We start from the raw sequence: 19,687 nt of genomic DNA, 5'->3' as shown, positions 1-19,687 counted from the left end.
GGAGCAATGGCTCCATCACCGAATCAGGCAACTAATTTTAAAGAGATGGAAAAATCCACGTACTAAGATTAGCAGATTAATGCGCTTAGGTCTAGATATGGACAGTGCTAAGCGTATTGGCTACTCCAGAAAGAAATACTGGAGACTGTCAAAAACACCTGAGGTTCATTGGGTGCTTACAACGAAAAGACTCTACCGGTGGAACGTAGTTTCACTACGTAACCTGGCAGAGTCTGCTTACTTAAGATATTGAACCGCCGTATACGGAACCGTACGTACGGTGGTGTGAGAGGACGGTAAATAAATTAATTATTTACCTCCTACTCGATTTCAGACCACTATAGAGGTGGAATGGAAGGTGAGTGTCCCGAATCGCAGTCGGGTGAGACACTCACCGCAATTATCCTTCAAAAGTGTCCAGCACCAAGCTAAAACGGGACACTCAGCCAGTAATTTTTTCTGTAAAGTCCAGAAGGAAGGTCTTGCGCGACACTCAGTTCGCAGAAGGTGCAGAAGTGTCCCGAATCGCAGTCGATCCGGACACTCACAAGCGAGATGTGCTCTAACTGTCCAGTATCACTGTGAATCGAGACATTTTTGAAAGAAAGATATCCCCTAGTGTCGCGCAAACAACCCGATCAAGACAGTGAGTTAAATATAAAAAGCTGAGTGTCCCGAATGGCAATCGATCAGGACACTCACCGTAATTATTCTTCAAAAGTGTCCAGCACCAAGCTAAAACGGGACACTCAGCCAGTGATTTTTTCTGTAAAGTCCAGAAGGAAAGTCTTGCGCGACACTCAGTTCGCAGAAGGTGTAGAAGTGTCCCGAATGGCAATCAATCCGGACACTCACAAGCGAGATGCGCTCTAACTGTCCAGTATCACTATGAATCGAGACACTTTTCAACGAAAGATACCCCTTAGTGTCGCGCAAACAATCCGATCAAGACAGTGAGTCAAAATATAAAAAGCGGAGTGTCCCGAATCGCAGAGCGATCTATCGATCTATCTATCTAGTGCAGTAAAGAGGTAATCTCCAGGAGTTTGCAGTGAAAGTCATAAAACTCCTGGAGATTCTGCACTTAATTCTGCACTCAATCGTATCAGAGAGTTCGCTAGAACTCACCAATATGATTCAGTTTATAGAACCACATAAAAAAACGGGCAGCGAATGGAATCTTATTCGCTGCCCGTTTTTTCTTTATCTAACTAATTAACCGTTTTTTATTTTGCTGGCAATTTCTACCGTACGTTTAGCTTGGAATTTTGCAGCATCTTCGACATCTTCTACCATTTTACCATCTTGGTCGACACTGACACTCGTACCATAAGGATTTCCGCCAGCTTTAACTAATACCGCATCGCTGTATCCAGGAGCCGCAATAATGGTGCCCCAATGCATCATTGATGTGTATAAGGATAAAATCGTTGCCTCTTGTCCACCATGTGGATTTTGAGCAGAGGACATAGCACTGACTACTTTATTCACAGTTTTGCCGGTTGCCCATAATCCGCCTTGCATATCTAAGAATTGTTTCAACTGGGAAGCCATCGTCCCAAAACGTGAAGGAGTACTGAAAATCAAGGCATCTGCCCACTCGATATCCTCAGAAGTTGCCACTGGAATATCTTTTATTGCTTCAACCGTCGTTTTCCAAACTGAGCTATTCTCGATCACTGCATCCGGAGCTAATTCTTGGACCTTGCGAATACGTACCTCTGCACCAGCGGCTTCTGCACCTGCAGCAGCCCATTTTGCCAATTGAACATTTGTTCCACCCATACTATAAAAAATAATCGCTACTTTTACATTTTCCATTAAAAATCTCTCCTTTAAAATTAGTTTGTATTGAAATAATGGTGCTGAAAAAATCAGTTGCTTTGTGCTCGACAGATTACTGACTGATCAGTCTGTCGCTAAAAATGAATGATCTGTGTACCATTTGCGTGCAGCTTCTATTTCAGTTGCGCTTAATTGGTGACCATTGTTTTCCCAATGGATGGCCGTTTCTGCACCTGCTTCTTGAAGTAGCGTATATAATTCTTCCGATTCTTCTGGAGGACAGATCGGATCATTTTCTCCCGCCGTGATCAAAACAGACGAATGGGATAAAGCGGGAAGAGTTAGCCCGTGAATCGGAACCATCGGATGATGGAGAATAGCGCCTTTGAATGCATCCGCATAATGAAACAGTAGACTTCCTGCAATATTGGCTCCATTTGAGTAACCGATGGCTACAATATTCCTTCTGTCGAAAGCATGTTCTTCAGCGGCTTCATCTAAAAATTCGTATAACTCTTTTGTCCGTTCGACTAAATCTTTCTCGTCAAAGACACCTGGACGCAAGCGTTTGAAATAACGGACCATGCCGTTTTCATTTACGTTTCCACGCACGCTCAACACAGAAGCTTCGGGATCGATACGTTCAGCTAAAGGAAGTAAGTCAAATTCACTTCCGCCGGTCCCGTGCAACAACAATAAAACCGGTTTATCCGGATTGCTTCCCTGATTGTAAATATAGTTCATTGTATTCCTCCTTCTCAGTTAACAAGCGTGAAGTCTATTAGAGCGGTCTATCTATAGGGAATAGTGTGCCGATTTCTGCGTAATTTATTCCAGCTAAGCGACTGACCGCATTGAGTCCGTGCGGATCGATTCGCCCATTACTGTATAGTTCTTCTTCGATATGATACTGGACAATTCTTCCAATAACTAAATCAGCAGTGACCTGATCATTATTAGTGATTTCAATTACTTTTTCCAGCCTACATTCCATACGGACTTTCGCTTCAAAGATAGCGGGAACAGCTACACATGTACTTTCAATAGGAGTGAAATGTGTCAACGCAATTTCGCTTTCATTTGCCGGTAAATTAGCCGCTGTCTGATTTACGCCTCTCACGATACCTTTATCAACACTGTGCACAACAAACTCTTTCTTTGCACGAATATTGCGCGCCGTATCTTTCAGCTCTCCGTCTTTCCGTTGAATAGCTAAAGAAATCAGGGGAGGATCAGCTGATACGATGGAAAAATAGCTGAAAGGTGCAGCGTTTACTGTCCCGTCCTCTGCTAAAGTGGTGACGAAAGCAATGGGGCGAGGGATGATGCTGCCGGTCAAAAATTTATAATTTTCTCGTTCTGTGAGTAAGCTCGGATCTATCGGTTGCATGACGTGTCTCCTCAAAAATCAATAGTGGACATTGATCGGAATCAATGTTCTTTCTAGTTTTTCTCTGTGTTTTTCGTGTTGTGGAGGCAACATTAACTGTTCACCCAATGTATCTTCTGATTCATCACGTGAAAAACCGGGCCCATCTGTTGCGATTTCAAACAAGATCTGACCACGTTCCCTAAAATAAATGGAAGTAAAGTAATTCCGATCCTTGACCGGGGTAACTCCATACCCTTTATTTCGCAAAATGTCTTGCCACTCCGATTGCTCCGCTGCATTTTCTGTGCGCCATGCAATGTGATGGACCGTTCCGACACCGGTCAGTCCGTTTCTCGTGGCAGTCGCTTTCAAATCAATGACGTTTCCCATGTCTCCAGAGGCTCTGAAACGTATAAAGTCATTTTCTTCTCCGAATTTTGTGAGGCCCATATCCATTTCCAATAAGTGAGCAGTTTCTTTGGGTTTGCGTGAAAATAATGTCGCACCACCGAACCCTTTAATTGCGGTTTCAGGAGATAGTTCTTCAGGTGTCCACGTACTGTTTTTACCGCGGGCTCTGGCAACAATTTCTAGACGTAAGCCATGCGGATCTTCGAACGCCAAGTTTTTTTCGTTGAAGCGCTCGGTTAGCGATACGATCAGACCGTGTTTTTCTAGTCGTTTTTTCCAATAAGGAAGAGCTCCTTCTGGGACCACGTAAGAAGTGACACCGACTTGACCATCTCCAATGCGGCCTGTAGATCCGTTTATCCATGGGAAAAAGGTTATGATGGTTCCCGGCGTACCCGACTCATCTCCGAAATAAAGATGATAAGTATCCGGGTCATCAAAATTCACAGTTTTCTTTACTAAACGCAAGCCCAAAACCGTTGCGTAAAAGTCGACAGTTTCTTGAGGATCGCCAACAATAGCTGAAATGTGATGAATACCAGTCGTGTATTTGCTCACCTGGATCTCACTCCTTTAGTGGATATGTTTATTCCTGCTTCATATAGTACGAATTCGAGATAGTAGGTCAAAAATCAAATCACCAGAAAAACTGATGACAGGATCAAGCTTTTTGCGCGTACAAGCCAATATCTTTTAACTGTTCACTGAGTTGTATTTTTTGATCGGCATCCAGTTGACTAAATAATTCCTGCAGCCTTTTTTCATGCTGAGGAAAAATTGAATCCAATAAAGAGGATCCTTCTGGGGTGATATGGACAAATGTGACGCGTCTATCACTAGGACAAGGTTTGCGTTCGACGTAGTGTTTTTTCTCCAATTTATCGACAACATAAGTGATACTACTCGATGCGATCAATACTTTTTCTCCAATTTTTTGAACCGGTTGTTCGCCTTTATGATACAAGAGTTCCATAACGGCAAATTCAGTTGGATTCAAGCCGTAACTTTTTATATCTTCTTCGACTTGCTTTCTGACTGATTGTGCAGCTCTTGAAAGGACGACAAACAGTTTCAAGGACAAAGCACCATCCTGTTCGTCTTTGTTAATAGAGTTTTTCGGCATAAGACAACTCCTTTCACTGATTTATCTCGAATAAATTTATTTCGAATTCGAGATAAGTGTACCGTGAGTCCGTCTACTTGTCAAGTAGAAGAAGCAAAAAGAAAAAAATGGCCATACTGATAAAAAAGATCATCCAAAAAATCAATTGTAAAATAGGAAACTGCGAATCGAATCCACCACTGTTTTTTTGGCAAGACACAAGCTGGAAAAGAATGATCGATATAGTAGAGAGACTAAAATACCCAGGGAATATTTCAGTGCATTTACACTTTCCTAGTGTAAACTTTTGAGGTAAAATGCTATAATTTACATACATGGATCAACAAGAAGAGTGGAGGGATGACATGGCAGACACTGAACTAGAGGATTTGAAAAAGACACCGCTGTACCCGGTCTATCAAGAACAGCAGATACGTTTGACAGACTTTGGTGGCTGGGCATTGCCGATTCAGTTTACCGGTATCATGGATGAGCACAAAGCTGTCCGCACGAAAGCGGGACTCTTTGACGTCTCGCATATGGGCGAGATCTTCGTTATGGGGCCCAATGCTACAGACTGGCTCAATGGACTGGTCACGAACGATGTCACCAAAATGGAAGTCGATCAGGCTCAATACAACGCAGTCTGCAAGGAAGATGGCGGCACACTGGATGATCTGATCGTGTTCAAGTATTCCAACGAACGCTATCTCGTGACACCCAACGCCAGCAACTCGGAAAAAATCTTCAACTGGTTCCAACAACACGCATCCGAGAGTGTGAAAATCGAAAATTGTTCCGATCGATACGGATTGCTAGCTTTACAAGGACCGGCTTCCGCAACTATTTTGAGATCACTGACCGAGGCTCCATTTGAATCGCTCAGTTCGTATACCTTTCTTCCTGAAGCAACGATTGCAGGGATTTCAGGGATTCTGCTTTCACGAACCGGTTATACAGGTGAAGACGGCTTTGAATTGTACTTAAAAGCAGAAGATGTTCCGGCATTATGGAAAGCCCTCCTCGATAATGGAGAGGCATATGGAATCCAGCCGTGCGGACTGGGGGCACGCGATACCTTGCGTCTAGAAGCCGGGATGGCTTTATATGGGCATGAATTATCAGAGGATGTTACGCCTTTAGAAGGTGGTATCGGTTTTGCGGTCAAGACGACTAAAGAAGCTGATTTTATTGGGAAAGAAGCGTTGGCTAGCCAACGCAAAGCAGGGTTGGAAATTGTCTCGCGCGGATTCGAATTGCTGGACAAAGGTATTGCCAGAGAGGGCTACACCATTGTCGATACAGAAGGGGAAGAAATCGGCACCGTGACGTCGGGAACGAAATCTCCGACTTTAGATAAAGTGATCGGCATGGCCCGGTTGAAAAAGGCTTACGCAAAAGTGGGCACCGAGATCGTTATCCAGATCCGTAAGAAGGAAGCCAAGGCAAAAATCATCAAGAAACCATTTTATAAAAAAGAAAACAGAGAGGGGCAAAAAGAATGACAGATAAAAAAGTGTGTTTATTTTCAAAAGATCACGAATGGGTAGAATTGATCGAGGAGGACCATGTGCGTGTTGGGATTTCCGACTATGCAGTGGAGCAATTGGGAGATATCGTTTTTGTGGAATTGCCTGAAGTGGACAGTGAGGTATTGAAAGAGGCTGAATTCGGGACTGTAGAATCCGTGAAATCTTCTTCAGAAGTGTATTCTCCTGTTAGTGGAACGGTGGCAAAAGTGAATAGTGAGCTGGAAGACAAGCCAGAATTGTTGAATGAAGATGCGTTTGCGCAAGGGTGGTTGATGGAAGTGAAAACGCCTGGACCTTTCAGCAAGGCAGATCTCATGACGTATGATGAATACGAAACATACATCGAAAACTTATAAGAATAGCGAATGGAAAACCTGAAATGCAAGGAGGGAAACGCATGACCAAACAGCACCACTATTTGCCGGATACGGAACAAGACCGCAAAGAGATGATGGATGTCATTGGTATTTCATCGATCGATGAATTATTTGCCGATTTACCTGAATCTGTGCGGACAAAAGAACCGATGCAGTTAAAACCGGCGTTAGCACAGACAGAACTTACCCGTTTCTTAAGTCAGATGGCTGCCAGAAACAAAACAGCAGATGAACTGCCTCTCTTTTTAGGAGCAGGGACGTATGACCACTATATTCCGAGCGTCGTGGATGCCGTTATTTCACGCTCAGAATTTTTAACGGCGTATACACCGTACCAACCGGAAGCCAGTCAAGGGGAACTGCAGGCGTTGTTTGAATTCCAAACGATGATCTGCGAGTTGACGGGAATGGAAGTGAGTAACTCTTCTTTATATGATGGCTTTGCTTCATTGGGGGAAGCATGTAACTTAGCGACCTCCGTTACGAAGAAACCAAAAGTATTGTTGTCGAAAGCGATACATCCCCAAGCGCGTGAAGTCGTGCATACGTATGCTTACGGAATGGAATATGCAGTGGAAGAGATCGGATTGGTCGAAGATATCACCGATTTAGAAGAACTGAAAGCCAAATTAGATGGCGAAACGGGTGCCGTAGTCGTTCAATATCCGAATTTCTTTGGATCGATCGAAGATTTAAAAGAAATCAAAATGATGCTGGCAGACACAAAAGCTTTATTGATCGTTGTATCTAATCCGTTGGCGTTAGGTTTACTGGAAGCTCCGGGGAATTTGGGAGCGGATATCGTTGTCGGAGATATGCAACCCTTGGGTATCCCGATGTCATTTGGCGGGCCCCACTGTGGCTATTTCACTGTCAACAAGAAGCTTATCCGTAAAGTACCAAGCCGGATCGTAGGGCAAACCGTCGATACGGAAGGCAAACGCGGGTTTGTGATGACACTCCAGACACGCGAGCAGCATATTCGCCGGGAAAAAGCGACTTCGAATATGAGTTCCAACCAGGCATTGAATGCACTGGCTTCTTCTGTCGCCATGACAGCTTTAGGCAAGCAGGGGATCCGCGAAATGGCGCAGCAAAATGTCAATAAAGCACATTATTTAGCCCAAAAACTGACCGAAAAAGGTTTCTTTGTTCACAACAAAGCGACTTTCTTTAATGAGTTCGTGGTCGAGACCAATAAACCGATCGCAGAAATCAATCAGGCTTTGTTAGCTAAAGGCTTTATCGGAGGTTTTGATGTGTCCGGATTTATGGAGTCTGATCATAGTTTGCTCGTGTGTGTCACAGAAAAACGGACCAAAGCTGAAATCGAAGCCTTTGCCGATGCATTAGAGGAGGTTGACCGCGTATGACTGGAGATGAGTTGATTTTTGAATTGTCTACTCCTGGACGTGTTGCCTATAGTTTGCCCACAGATGAAACACCGCTGTATGATCTGGCCGCTGAGTTACCTGCTCATCTGGTACGTCAAGCGGAACCAGGATTGCCGGAGGTTTCTGAATTGCAATTGATGCGGCATTATACTTCCTTATCCAATAAGAACTTTGGAGTCGAGACAGGCTTTTATCCACTGGGTTCGTGTACGATGAAATACAATCCCAAAGTCAATGAAGTCGTCGCACGCTACCCTGGTTTCTCTGCGATCCACCCCTATCAAGCAGCTGAAACGGTCCAAGGTGCCTATGAATTGATGTATAACCTACAGGAAGACTTGAAAGTCGTTACGGGAATGGATGCCATCACTTTGCAACCGGCCGCTGGTGCCCAAGGCGAATGGACGGGTCTGTTGATCTTCAAAAAATACTTTGAGGAAAAAGGTGAAAGAGCGCAGCGCAAGAAAATATTCGTCCCCGATTCGGCTCACGGAACCAATCCTGCGAGCGCCATTATTGCCGGTTTTGATGTGGTAGAAATCCCATCGAATGAAAGAGGGACTGTGGATTTGGCTGCGTTGAAAGCAGCTGCAGGATCCGATACGGCAGGCTTGATGCTGACCAATCCAAATACACTTGGATTATTTGAAACAGATATTGTCGAAATGGCTGAGATCATCCACGAAGTGGGCGGGTTACTTTATTATGATGGAGCGAACGCAAATGCCATCTTGGGTAAAACGGATCCAGGCGAAATGGGCTTTGATGTGGTCCACTTGAATCTACACAAAACATTTAGTACACCACACGGAGGTGGGGGACCCGGATCCGGTCCGGTAGGTGTGAAAGAACACTTGGCTCCTTATTTACCATCACCTTTGATCGCAAAAGAAGGCGAGCAGTATGTATTGAAAGAATTGCCACGCTCGATCGGACGGGTGAAAGGTTACTTCGGAAACTTCGGGGTCAATGTTCGCGCCTATGCGTATATCTTAACGATGGGCCCAGACGGATTGAAACAGGTATCTGAAAGTGCAGTATTGCATGCGAATTATTTGAAGAAACGTTTGGAACCGTACTTTGACACACCCTATGGACAGCACTCGAAGCATGAATTTGTGCTGTCCGGGAAACGCCAGAAAAAATTAGGTGTGCGGACGTTGGATATCGCCAAACGATTGTTGGACTTTGGATTCTATGCGCCAACGGTTTATTTCCCTTTGATCGTGGAAGAATGCATCATGATCGAGCCGACGGAAACGGAAGCGAAAGAAGTGCTGGATGCATTTGCGGACGTGATGATCGAGATCGCACACGAAGCAGAAGAGACGCCCGAAGTGGTGTTGAATGCGCCGCACAACAAAGCGGTCCGCCGACTGGATGAAGTCACGGCTGCACGCAAGCCGATCGTGCGCTATACAAAACCAGAAGAAAATTAAGGAAACACAAGTAGGAAAGGGTGAGCCCGACGCTCACTCTTTTTTATGTGCTGAGACCGCTAGTCAAGTTGCCTGCATAGTTTTAGAAGGAAAAGAAAGGCCTAGCCTTTCTTTCCTTGTTGAGTATTCAAAACTGCGGCGATTCCGGTAATTTCAGGATAGATAGAGGAAAAAGACGGCTGATTGGGTTTGGTTCAGGAAAAATCATGGGCAATAGAGGAAAAAGTTGCCTGATTGGTTGCGATACGGTCAACTTCAAAGGGTAGACTTGTAGAAGTTGCCTGATTGGCTACGATACGGTCAACTCTAGAGGTAGTCTGTGTAGAAGTTGCCTGATTGGCTATGATACGGTCAACTCTAGAGGTAGGCTGTGTAGAAGTTGCCCGATTGGCTATGATACAGTCAACTTCAAGAGGTAGGTGTGTAAAAGTTGCTTGATTGGCTGTGATACAGTCAACTTCAAAGGGTAGACTTGTAGAAGTTGCCTGATTGGCTATGATACGGTCAACTCTAGAGGTAGGCTGTGTAGAAGTTGCCCGATTGGCTATGATACGGTCAACTCTAGAGGTAGGCTGTGTAGAAGTTGCCCGATTGGCTATGATACGGTCAACTTCAAGAGGTAGGTGTGTAAAAGTTGCCTGATTGGTTATGATACGGTCAACTTCACTGGAAAAACAGGGAAAAGTTACCAGAAAGCAGGGTCTAAAGAAAAAAGAAAGTAGACGGGAATAGAGCTTGACTAGTGAGTGTTGATTGGTTATTATATAGTTAACTAAATGGTTAAACGTTACCGCTACATAGTTTCTTTACTAAGCAATGAACGACAGAAACCAATGAAAAGGAGCTGATTTTTTTGGGAGGCGTATTTAAAGCACTGAGCGATCCGACCAGGCGTGAGATACTCAAGTTATTGCGTGACGGAGATAAAACGGCCGGAGAGATCGCGGAACAGTTTGAGATGTCCAAACCGGCCATTTCGAAACACTTGGATATATTACGCGGCGCGGAACTCGTTTCGTGGGAAAAACAGGGACAATACCGCATGTATTCGATCAATCTAACTGTCTTACAAGGAGCTCTCAGCGAGTTTATGAATGTATTTGAAAAGGAGAATGGACATGAAAAGTAAACCAGAATCGATCGGGATCATAACTCTACTCGCAATTGTGATTTTAGCACTGGGATTTTTTGTCGGTCAAAGCCAGCCAATATTGATCCTCATGGGTATTTTAGTTCTAATGATCTTATTTTTACTTGACTGGTACACCCCGAGAATCGCGAAACTTTCACCAGACAATCCCAAAGTCAAAACGATGCGCCGACTCAACCGCTTCTTCATTTTATTGTTTGCGGTTTTGTTCAGCGCCCTGATCTGGTTTCCCGGTTTTGAAGAGATGATGGAAAGCAACGATGATGTGGTAGCTTTTGTATTTACACTCGCGATCATGGTGATCATCGGAAATGTTGCGCCAAAAATCCCTTTCAATCGCTATATGGGGCTGCGTTTGCCGTGGACCATTCGAGATGAAGCGACCTGGAATGTTGCTCACCGCATCCTCGGCTACAGCACTTTTCCGATTGCATTTGGGATGGTGTTTGCTTTACTATTTGGAGTGCCCGTAGAAATTGTTGCGACAGGTGGGATCCTGACCTGGATAGCAATTCCAAGCGTTTACTCGCTCTGGTTTTATTACCAACACTGATCAAAACACACACTTTGGAGGATTTATGACGACTATTTTAGACTCACTAAAACATTACTATGGCTACGACACCTTCCGACCCGGCCAACAAGAACTCATCGAAGCCATACTTTCTGGAAAAGATGCATTGGGCATCATGCCGACAGGGGGCGGGAAATCCGTCTGTTACCAAATCCCGGCCGTCACCCAAAAAGGAATGACACTAGTCATCTCGCCACTTATTTCGCTGATGAAAGACCAAGTCGATACCTTGCAGACGATGGGCATCCGTGCCGCTTATATAAACAGCCAGCTTTCTTACCCCGAACAGCAAGCGATTTTTGCCGAAGCCAACGCAGGTTTGCTGGATCTACTGTACGTTTCACCTGAACGTCTCGGAAATGATTCGTTTAAATGGCAGGCGCAACACTGGCACTTGAATTTGATTGCCGTAGACGAAGCGCACTGTGTCTCGCAGTGGGGACATGATTTCAGACCCAGTTACCAAGCGATTCCACAATTCATTGAAGCATTACCTGTGCGCCCCTCAGTAGCCGGTTTTACTGCAACAGCTACTGAGCGCGTTCGAGCAGACATCATTTTCCAATTGAGATTACAGGACCCCTTGCAGCATATCGCTAGCTTCGACCGACCGAATTTGTATTTTGCGGTCAAAAAACCACGAAAGAAAATGGATGAATTGTTTCGCGTAGTGGACAAGGAAGAAGCGACGATCATATACTGCAACACGCGTAAAAATGTCGAGAAAGTCTATGCGGCATTAAATAAAAAACGCTATCCAGTCACGCATTACCATGCCGGCATCTCAGCGCAGGAACGGACAAAAAATCAGGACGATTTCTTGTTCGATCGCAAACCGATCATGGTCGCGACCAATGCATTTGGAATGGGAATCGACAAATCGAACGTGCGCAAAGTGGTCCATTTCAACATGCCGTTAGATTTAGAAAGTTATTACCAAGAAGCCGGTCGTGCCGGACGAGACGGTGCACCAGCGGAAGCCGTCTTGTTTTATTCCGCACAGGATATTTTAACGAGTAAACTGCTGATCGAACAAGGCAATTCACCGCATGCTCAAAAAAACTTGAATGCGATGATCCTGTACTGTAAAACTGGAAGTTGCCTACGTAAGACACTGTTGAAGTATTTCAATGAAACAGTAGAATGGAACGAATGTGAAAACTGCTCGACTTGTGACGGAGAATCGGTGACAGTGGATATCACCGTTCCTTCCCAGAAGATTTTATCGTGTATCTATCGCATGAACCAACTCTATGGAACAGGATTGGTAACGGACGTGTTACGTGGAAAAAACACGAAACGCATTAAACAGCTCGGATTTGATGAATTGAGCACACACGGGATCCTGACCGATCAGAGCGACAATGAAATCAAAGACATGATTTCAATCATGGTGAGCGAAGATTACCTCAGCTTAGGAAGCGAGCAGTATCCGATTTTACAATTTACGGAAAAAACACCGGATTTACTGCATGCAAAAATATCGCTATCGATGCAGAAATCGTTAGAAGTGAACAAGTCTACACATTCCAAAACAATAGAAACCATTGAAAAGGTAGACAATCAGCTATTTGAACAACTACGCCAGTTGCGGACAAAGTTTGCCACTGAAATGGGCAAGCCTCCGTTCATAGTTTTTACTGACAAAAGTTTACTGGACATGGCCGCTAAATTTCCGGTGAGTGAAGCTGAATTTTTGGACATCAATGGTGTAGGCGCCGCGAAATTAGAAGCGTATGGCGCAGAGTTTTTACACTTGATCCAAGCTTACGTCGCCGAAAACGAGCTCGACACGCAAGCGTTGCGCTCAGAAAATGTTTCTGTTGAAACGGTGACCCAAGAACGACCAGCGACAGGCTTCTCAGGCGATACCGTTCTCGAAACCGTTTCGCTGTTTGAAGGAGGAGCGACGCTAGAAGAAATCGCCAAACAACGCGGGTACACCGCAACGACGATCAGCAATCATTTAGCAAAAGCGTTAGAAAGAGGAGAAACACTCGACTATCAACGATTAGTTCCTCCAGAAGTAGAGTCAGAAATCCTGGCAGCCATCGAGACTGAAGGAGCAGAATTCCTCAAACCGATCAAAGAAGCAGTTGATTCCACGATCACGTACGAACAAATCAAATTTGTCCTCGCCAAACCAAGCGGAAAGTCCCGATTCGAAACGAATCCGGACACTGCGAGCAACTGAACGAGAGTAAAGTCCAGTAACGCTCCGGATCGAGCCACTTAGCAGTTGAAAACCAAGCGGAAAGTCCCGATTCGAAACGAATCCGGACACTGCGAGCAACTGAACGAGAGTAAAGTCCAGTAACGCTCCGGATCGAGCCACTCAGCGGTAGAAAACTAAGCAGAAAGTCCCGATTCCTATAGGAGAACAAAAAAGTGTCCGCTAGCAATATGCTAGTGGACACTTTTTTCTTATGTTAGTTTTTTCCTTCAATTTTCTTAACGATCTCTTCACAGACGCGGTGGGTCTCAAGTGAATCGGCAAACGAGGGGTTCGTATCGGTTTTCTTTTCGACTGCATCAAGGAAGTGATCGATCAAGTCATAAAAACCGCGTTTGGCCAAAGTGGGTTCCCAGTCACCAGCAGTGATCTTGTTTGTGTCTTTATTTTGAAAGACCGTTGTTTCATATAATCCTTCCACACGAAATTTCTTTTCCGGGGTCATGTATTCGACGATTTCTTCCGTGACGGCATTATTGCGGTTCATGATGCCGATCGCTGTAACGCCCTCTCCGGACAATTCGATCACAACATTCAAGAGTATTCCTTCTCGCTCCTTAAATTGGACTGAAATGTCTGTGACAGGTGTATCCATCAAGAAACGCAAGGTATCGACTACATGGATGAAATCTTCCACGATAAAACGGCGGGCATGATCCGGTAATTGGTAACGGTTTTTCTGGATCAAGACTAAATCAGGTTTCCCGGCTTCTTTCAGTTCTGCGATTCGTGGAACAAACCGGCGATTGAAGCCGACCATTGCCGTCACACCTTTTTCTTTTGCCAACTGTACCAGTTCTTCGCTTTCTTCAAAATGCAGTGACAACGGCTTATCCACATAAATAGAGATCCCCGCTTCCAGTAACTTCTTAGCCAAAGGATAATGTGCTACAGTAGCGGCACTCACAAAAACCGCCTCCACATCTTTTGCAATCAACTCTTCGACCGATCGAACTGCTTCTTTGATCCGATATTTCTCAGCAAAATGTCTCAAGGTCTCCCCGTTGCGTGTGCAAAGCACCAGCTCAATTTTTTCATGTGCTGTCAAGATAGGCAAGTAGGCCTTCTCAGCAATATCTCCCAATCCAATGATTCCAATTCTCATTTCTACATTCCTCCAGTTTCAATGGTGTCGCTCCCTTTATCTTGCTTACGCTACCCATTTTACCAAAAAAAGGAAAAGAAGCTACTGTTTCCGGCTTGTTTCATTCAGTGATGGGAGGTGATATGTGCAGGAAGGGTCAGTTATTCCAGTCGCATATAGTACTAAGGGTAAATTGAAAGAAGAATGAAAACATGCTATGATTTGATTTTGATCAATAAATGGAGAGAAAGAGGATGAGAAGATGTTGGCGTTAGTTTCTAGATGGCTGCTCACTTTAATTGTTGCTATCTTAGCTGGAAAGTTGGTTGCTCGAGTGAAGTTGCCATCGATTATTGGCTGGTTGCTTACGGGGATGCTAATGGGACCGTATGCGTTGAATCTCATGAATGAGCCTTTATTGAGTACACCTTGGTACGGTTCATTTATGAGCATATTTGAAACAACTGTGGGGATCATGGTCGGAAGTGAATTGATATGGTGGAAAATCAAAAAATCCGGAAAAGCTATCATCACAATAACGATCATGGAGTCTATGGGGACTTTTTTAGTCGTTTCCACCACTTTTGGACTGTTGTTTTGGTTGCAGGATATCCCACTCTATCTTGCTTTGTTATTTGGTGGGATCGCCCTAGCGACTGCTCCTGTCCCAGCATTATCGATCATCAGTGAATACAAAACAAAAGGACCAGTGTCTTCAGCTCTACTGATGGTCGCGGCATTAGATGATTTAGCAGCGACTGCAGTGTTTTTCACCTTGATAGCACTTCTTTCAAGTTTGGTCTTTACTTCAGGAGGCTCCTTGCTGCTGATCCCGATCATGTTAGTTGTTCCACTGATCATTGGGGCTATCGTAGGGAAGATTGCGGGAAAAGCCGTTCAATCTGTCACGGATCAACGAATACTTGTGATCTTGTTGCTGTTTTTTATTTTACTGACAACAGGGATCGGTCACCTAGCTAACGGTTTTATGGAAGAGCCGCTGTTAAACTATTTGCTTATGGGAATGGCTTTTTCTGCAGTGTTGGCAAATACTATTCCAGAAGAGAAATTAGGAAAAGCATTAAACGGGTTTGCGCCCATTCTGAATTTATCTTTCATTTTATTTATCATCAATCTGGGTGCGCCATTAAATTATCAATTGATTTTGGGTGCGGGCTTGTATACATTTCTTTATATTATTTCGCGAGCGTTTGGGAAATATTATGGAACCTATTTAGGTGCAAAATTGTCACATTCAGAACCAACTGTACGAAAATACCTTGGGCTGACGCTGCTTCCGCATTCGGGCGTTTCTTTAGTTTTTACGAGTATCGCCACAAATATGCTGATGCCGGTCGCTCCGGAGTTGGCTTCCATCATAGGGGGAACGATTGCCGCAGCTGCAATCATCAACGAAGTTATCGCAGTGATCATTGCGAAAAAAGCATTTGTTTTAGCGGGAGAGTTAAAAGAGTGAGCAGTATAAGCCTGATGAGAACGATACCCTGTGTAGAATGATTCAATTGAAGAAAAAAACAACGGGAGTCTACAGTCTGTAAAAAATAATTTCAAAGAAATGAGCACATTCTTTTTTAATGTACGAGAAATTCTGTATAATAGAGAATAGAGAGCGATTTCTTTATAAATAAGAGGGGGAACTTTATCAATGCAAAGTATTACTGATACATTTACATTAGCAAATGGAGTGAAAATTCCAGTTTTAGGTTACGGAACATGGCAGGTGACCGATCCGAACGAAGCAACAACAGGCGTGAAACATGCCGTGAAAGCGGGATACCGTCACATCGATACAGCTGAAATGTACAGAAATGAAGAATACGTGGGCAAAGGCATTAAAGAGTGTGGCGTACCACGTGAAGAATTGTTCGTTACCAGTAAATTGGATAATACCGAACATGGATACGATGCAGCACGTAAAGCAATCGAAGAATCTTTGCGTAAATTAGATCTAGATTACCTTGATTTATTTTTGATCCACTGGCCTATTGTGAAAGAACGTGGAGAAGGCGACAAGTGGAAACAAGACAATATCGATACATGGCGCGCTTTAGAAGATATGTATGAAGAAGGAAAATTGAAATCTATCGGGATCAGTAACTTCACGATCCCCCACATAGAAAACATTATGGAGAACTGCCGGATCAAACCGATGGTCAACCAAATCCGCCTACACCCTGGTGTACTTCAAGAAGATACAGTAGAACTTAGCCGTCAACACGATATGGTTGTGGAAGCATGGTCACCACTTTCACCGATCAAACAAATGACTGCGGACGAAAAAATTCAAGCAATGACAGAAAAATATGGAAAAAGCGTTGCACAACTCTTGTTGAGATGGAGCCTGCAACACAACTTCCTACCGTTAACAAAATCCGTACACGAAAATCGCATCAAAGAAAATGCAGACATCTTCGATTTTGAAATCACTTCAGAAGATATGAACTATATCGATAGCTTAAGCTATGAAGAATTCGAAAAACCTACTGATTTTAAAGCAAGATAGTGCAAAAAAACGGATCTCTTTTTGAAATGCATGTAAGAATGCTATTCATAAAATAGATTTACGATAAGCTACAGTAGGCAGAAACCCTTTTAAGGTTTCTGCCTACTGTTTTTTTATATAGACAAAGTTTAGTTAGGCGGGGGATCGATCGTGATCTCCAGAACTACGAAATCTTCTCAGTTATTGAGAAATGAGTAGAGGATCAACCGGAAATGATTTGGCGGTACTCGGTAAGGCTCAACGCGATTTAAAGGGACTTGTTTTTTGCATCTGTAAAACACACTGAAAAAAGAACCCACTATTAAATAGGAAAAGAGCCCATTTCTTGATGACCGTCAATTTCTTTTATGGAACTCTGTCCTATACTGAACTCAACAAAGGAAAAAGGGAGGCGGAAAATAAAGACAGCAGGAAACAAATAAACAGAAAAAAGAAAATAATTTTTTAAAACTATAGGAGGAATGGATCATGACTGAAAATAAATCTGCACAAGAAAGACTCGAAGCAGAACAAGAACACAAAGAGCATGTACATCACACTAAAATCAATGCGGCGGCCATTGCGGATCATCTCTTAGGCAATCTGCACACATTGCACGTGAAATTGCACCAATATCATTGGTACGTAAAAGGCCCAGAATTTTTCACGCTACATGAAAAATTTGAAGAATTGTATGATGAAAATGAAAAATGGTTTGATAAAATTGCGGAACGTCTGATTGCTTCCGGCCATAAACCAGCCTCTACAACGACTGAATTCGAAAAATATTCTATGCTGTCAGAAGCTGCAGTCGATAAATACTCTAAAGCAGAAAAAATGGTCGATAATATCATCGAAGATTTTAGAAGTACCCGAGAACTGACGATTCGCGCTATCCGCTTAGCACAAGATGAGGGCGATGACACATTAGAAGATACACTGATTGCCTTTAAAATGGATTTAGATAAAAACATTTGGATGCTTCAGGCCTTCATTGGAAAAGAAGCATTGGAAGATGACGATGCTTATGAAGATGACGAAGACTAAGTCTTTCGTGATCATTTCTAAAAATGAAGACAAAGCAAAGCGAATAGAACAACAGGAAAGCAGAAGGATCCAGGTTGACAATGAAAGAATCGTTTGGGATCAGTAGTTGCATCAATGCTGCTACGCTTTAAAAAAAGCAGAATGAAACTACTGAAAGATAAACAATTGGGTACTGGATTTCTTCCAGTTCCTAATTGTTTTATTTTTTATAAAGTACAGGCAAATACAATAGTTGCCCGTACTTTCTGTTCAATAGTCTACCGGTATGTCTGCAGCCATTTCTGAAATGGGGTTAAAAACTAGTACGCCCGTCGAGATCATATAGCTTCAGCTAGTTTACGGAGGATAAAGTATACAGAGATCCATTCGGGTCTATTCGCCTAGTATCGTGCGGACTTTCCTCCATCTGCAGGAAAAAACAAAGTCACTTCTTTATCCCCGTCAATTTTATTAATAGATGCAACAGATATACTCAAGACAGTAAGCTAGAGAGGCGACATCAAAAAGAAAAAAGTTGGAATTCTGACTGTAAGCCATTCTCATTAGTAGAAAGTAGAAAATGAAGGATAAAATAAAAAGGAGCAAGACAGAGCCTTATTCACAAAGAATATAAAGGAGACGGAATAATTGACTAAAATCAGCCCCCACGAATTAGGTAACCATGCACCCTGTATCCGTTCTGTTCCCATTTTTAATCATTTAGGAGACAGCTCCATGGATTATATCGCTGAAAAAGCCCACACGAGCCATTATAAAAAAGGGGAGATCCTGTTTCGACCGAAAGAAAGAGATGATACCTTATACATCGTCAATCGAGGAAAAGTCCGTATTTATCGCTTATCCGAAGCTGGCAGAGAACAACTGGTCCGCATTCTTAACCCTGGGGACTTTACAGGGGAATGGTCCCTTTTCAATCCAGAGGCAGAGCGCGAGGAATATGCTGAAGCCACCCGGGACACAGTTGTCTGCATGATTCACCAAAAAGATATACAAGTATTTCTAAAACAGTATCCAGCTATTTCTTTAAAATTGCTTGCGGAAATGTCCCAGCGCTTAGAAAATTCGGAGCGACAAACCGCACAGGTAGCCTCGGAAAATGTACTGACTCGGTTGATCTTGTTTTTGGAAGAAAATGTGGATCCTGAAATGGGTAACACTCCTACATTTACCCTTCCCATGGCGAAAAAAGAAATTGCCTCTTACTTGGGGACAACACCTGAGACGATCAGTCGTAAATTCAAGAAATTGGAGGCTGAGGGTCATATCCAACAGCTTCCAGGGAAAAAAATCAAGATCACTGATCTAGATGATCTCCTACTATACAGTGAATAAAGATAGAGAATAAGACCAACACGTAAAAGGCGGACGGGGATCACCTCAGTGTAATATGCTAATTACTGGAATTTCTTTTAGTTGACAAACAGATCAGCACTTCTAATTCTGGGTACTGGAGTCATCAATCGATTTCACTCAAAAAAGGAATAGAAAGTTTGAGGTGCTGGCCAGAGTTTGGTTGCTAGTGTAAGCAGTCTGATAAGAGTAAAAGACCAGAGAAAATGTATAGCTAAGACCTAAAAAAAGATAAGAGAAACTTGATGCGCATCAATTCATCATTGCCGGAAATTCGATAGACTAGAGTTAGAAGAGAAAGAGGCAACAGGTAGTAGAGTTGTTGCTGATAAAA

18 protein-coding genes are annotated in these 19,687 nt (G+C 43.4%); 12 read left to right on the top strand and 6 right to left on the bottom strand.

Going from position 1 to position 19,687, the window contains the following annotated elements; genetic code table 11:
* Positions 1-1,215: 1,215 nt before the first annotated feature.
* The 5 genes from wrbA to H626_RS0110005 form a co-directional block, all read right to left on the bottom strand.
* Complete coding sequence (gene wrbA, locus H626_RS0110025; RefSeq protein WP_027109244.1) at positions 1,216-1,821, bottom strand: NAD(P)H:quinone oxidoreductase type IV; 606 nt, start codon at positions 1,819-1,821, stop codon at positions 1,216-1,218.
* A gap of 87 nt (positions 1,822-1,908) precedes the next feature.
* Positions 1,909-2,529 carry an alpha/beta hydrolase gene (locus tag H626_RS0110020; RefSeq protein WP_027109243.1) on the bottom strand — a complete coding sequence of 207 codons (621 nt, stop codon included), beginning with the start codon at positions 2,527-2,529 and terminating at the stop codon, positions 1,909-1,911.
* A 37-nt stretch (positions 2,530-2,566) separates the two neighbouring features.
* Positions 2,567-3,175 (bottom strand): flavin reductase family protein, encoded by a 609-nt coding sequence (locus tag H626_RS0110015; protein ID WP_027109242.1) that lies wholly within the window; start codon positions 3,173-3,175, stop codon positions 2,567-2,569.
* Positions 3,176-3,193: 18 nt separating this feature from the next.
* Positions 3,194-4,126, bottom strand: coding sequence for a ring-cleaving dioxygenase (locus H626_RS0110010; RefSeq protein WP_027109241.1), 933 nt, complete (start codon positions 4,124-4,126; stop codon positions 3,194-3,196).
* 103 nt (positions 4,127-4,229) lie between these two features.
* The gene (locus tag H626_RS0110005) at positions 4,230-4,691 is read right to left on the bottom strand and encodes a MarR family winged helix-turn-helix transcriptional regulator (RefSeq protein ID WP_035619240.1); all 462 of its coding nucleotides are present in this window, start codon (positions 4,689-4,691) and stop codon (positions 4,230-4,232) included.
* A 314-nt stretch (positions 4,692-5,005) separates the two neighbouring features.
* Between H626_RS0110005 and gcvT the strand changes: the two genes are divergently transcribed.
* From gcvT to recQ, 8 genes are all read left to right on the top strand, one after another.
* Positions 5,006-6,175, top strand: coding sequence for a glycine cleavage system aminomethyltransferase GcvT (gene gcvT / locus H626_RS0110000; protein ID WP_342664985.1), 1,170 nt, complete (start codon positions 5,006-5,008; stop codon positions 6,173-6,175).
* The gene (gene gcvH / locus H626_RS0109995) at positions 6,172-6,558 is read left to right on the top strand and encodes a glycine cleavage system protein GcvH (protein WP_027109238.1); all 387 of its coding nucleotides are present in this window, start codon (positions 6,172-6,174) and stop codon (positions 6,556-6,558) included. The genes gcvT and gcvH overlap by 4 nt, the downstream gene beginning before the upstream one ends.
* A 41-nt stretch (positions 6,559-6,599) precedes the next feature.
* Positions 6,600-7,952: an aminomethyl-transferring glycine dehydrogenase subunit GcvPA gene (gene gcvPA / locus H626_RS0109990; RefSeq protein ID WP_027109237.1), complete on the top strand. Its 1,353-nt coding sequence runs from the start codon at positions 6,600-6,602 to the stop codon at positions 7,950-7,952.
* Positions 7,949-9,412, top strand: a complete 1,464-nt coding sequence (gene gcvPB / locus H626_RS0109985; protein WP_027109236.1) for an aminomethyl-transferring glycine dehydrogenase subunit GcvPB — start codon at positions 7,949-7,951, stop codon at positions 9,410-9,412. The genes gcvPA and gcvPB overlap by 4 nt, the downstream gene beginning before the upstream one ends.
* Before the next feature lie 489 nt (positions 9,413-9,901).
* Positions 9,902-10,054, top strand: coding sequence for a hypothetical protein (locus H626_RS11525; RefSeq protein WP_156883315.1), 153 nt, complete (start codon positions 9,902-9,904; stop codon positions 10,052-10,054).
* A 211-nt stretch (positions 10,055-10,265) separates the two neighbouring features.
* A complete protein-coding gene (locus tag H626_RS0109980; RefSeq protein ID WP_035619236.1) occupies positions 10,266-10,541 on the top strand; it encodes an autorepressor SdpR family transcription factor in 276 nt (91 codons plus the stop codon).
* The gene (locus H626_RS0109975; protein WP_027109234.1) at positions 10,531-11,115 is read left to right on the top strand and encodes an SdpI family protein; all 585 of its coding nucleotides are present in this window, start codon (positions 10,531-10,533) and stop codon (positions 11,113-11,115) included. The genes H626_RS0109980 and H626_RS0109975 overlap by 11 nt, the downstream gene beginning before the upstream one ends.
* 25 nt (positions 11,116-11,140) lie before the next feature.
* The gene (gene recQ, locus H626_RS0109970; RefSeq protein ID WP_027109233.1) at positions 11,141-13,330 is read left to right on the top strand and encodes a DNA helicase RecQ; all 2,190 of its coding nucleotides are present in this window, start codon (positions 11,141-11,143) and stop codon (positions 13,328-13,330) included.
* Between the two features lie 235 nt (positions 13,331-13,565).
* Here the strand turns inward: recQ and H626_RS0109965 are convergent, their stop codons facing one another.
* The gene (locus tag H626_RS0109965) at positions 13,566-14,474 is read right to left on the bottom strand and encodes a Gfo/Idh/MocA family protein (RefSeq protein WP_027109232.1); all 909 of its coding nucleotides are present in this window, start codon (positions 14,472-14,474) and stop codon (positions 13,566-13,568) included.
* 241 nt (positions 14,475-14,715) lie between these two features.
* On the opposite strand from H626_RS0109965, the gene H626_RS0109960 reads away from it, so the two are divergent.
* The 4 genes from H626_RS0109960 (at position 14,716) to H626_RS0109940 (ending at position 19,335) form a co-directional block, all read left to right on the top strand.
* Positions 14,716-15,930, top strand: coding sequence for a cation:proton antiporter (locus H626_RS0109960; RefSeq protein ID WP_027109231.1), 1,215 nt, complete (start codon positions 14,716-14,718; stop codon positions 15,928-15,930).
* A 189-nt stretch (positions 15,931-16,119) separates the two neighbouring features.
* A complete protein-coding gene (locus H626_RS0109955; protein ID WP_027109230.1) occupies positions 16,120-16,977 on the top strand; it encodes an aldo/keto reductase in 858 nt (285 codons plus the stop codon).
* A gap of 468 nt (positions 16,978-17,445) precedes the next feature.
* On the top strand, positions 17,446-18,003 hold the full coding sequence (locus H626_RS0109950; RefSeq protein WP_027109229.1) for a Dps family protein: 558 nt from the start codon (positions 17,446-17,448) through the stop codon (positions 18,001-18,003).
* A 627-nt stretch (positions 18,004-18,630) separates the two neighbouring features.
* Entirely contained in the window at positions 18,631-19,335 is a 705-nt protein-coding gene (locus H626_RS0109940) for a Crp/Fnr family transcriptional regulator (RefSeq protein ID WP_027109228.1), read from the top strand.
* Positions 19,336-19,687 lie beyond the last annotated feature (352 nt).

The sequence above is a fragment of the Lacticigenium naphthae DSM 19658 genome (assembly GCF_000425865.1).
GTDB lineage: Bacteria > Bacillota > Bacilli > Lactobacillales > Carnobacteriaceae_A > Lacticigenium > Lacticigenium naphthae.
The sequence above is the reverse complement of the archived record's forward strand: the minus strand, read 5'-3'. Positions and strand labels throughout refer to the sequence as shown.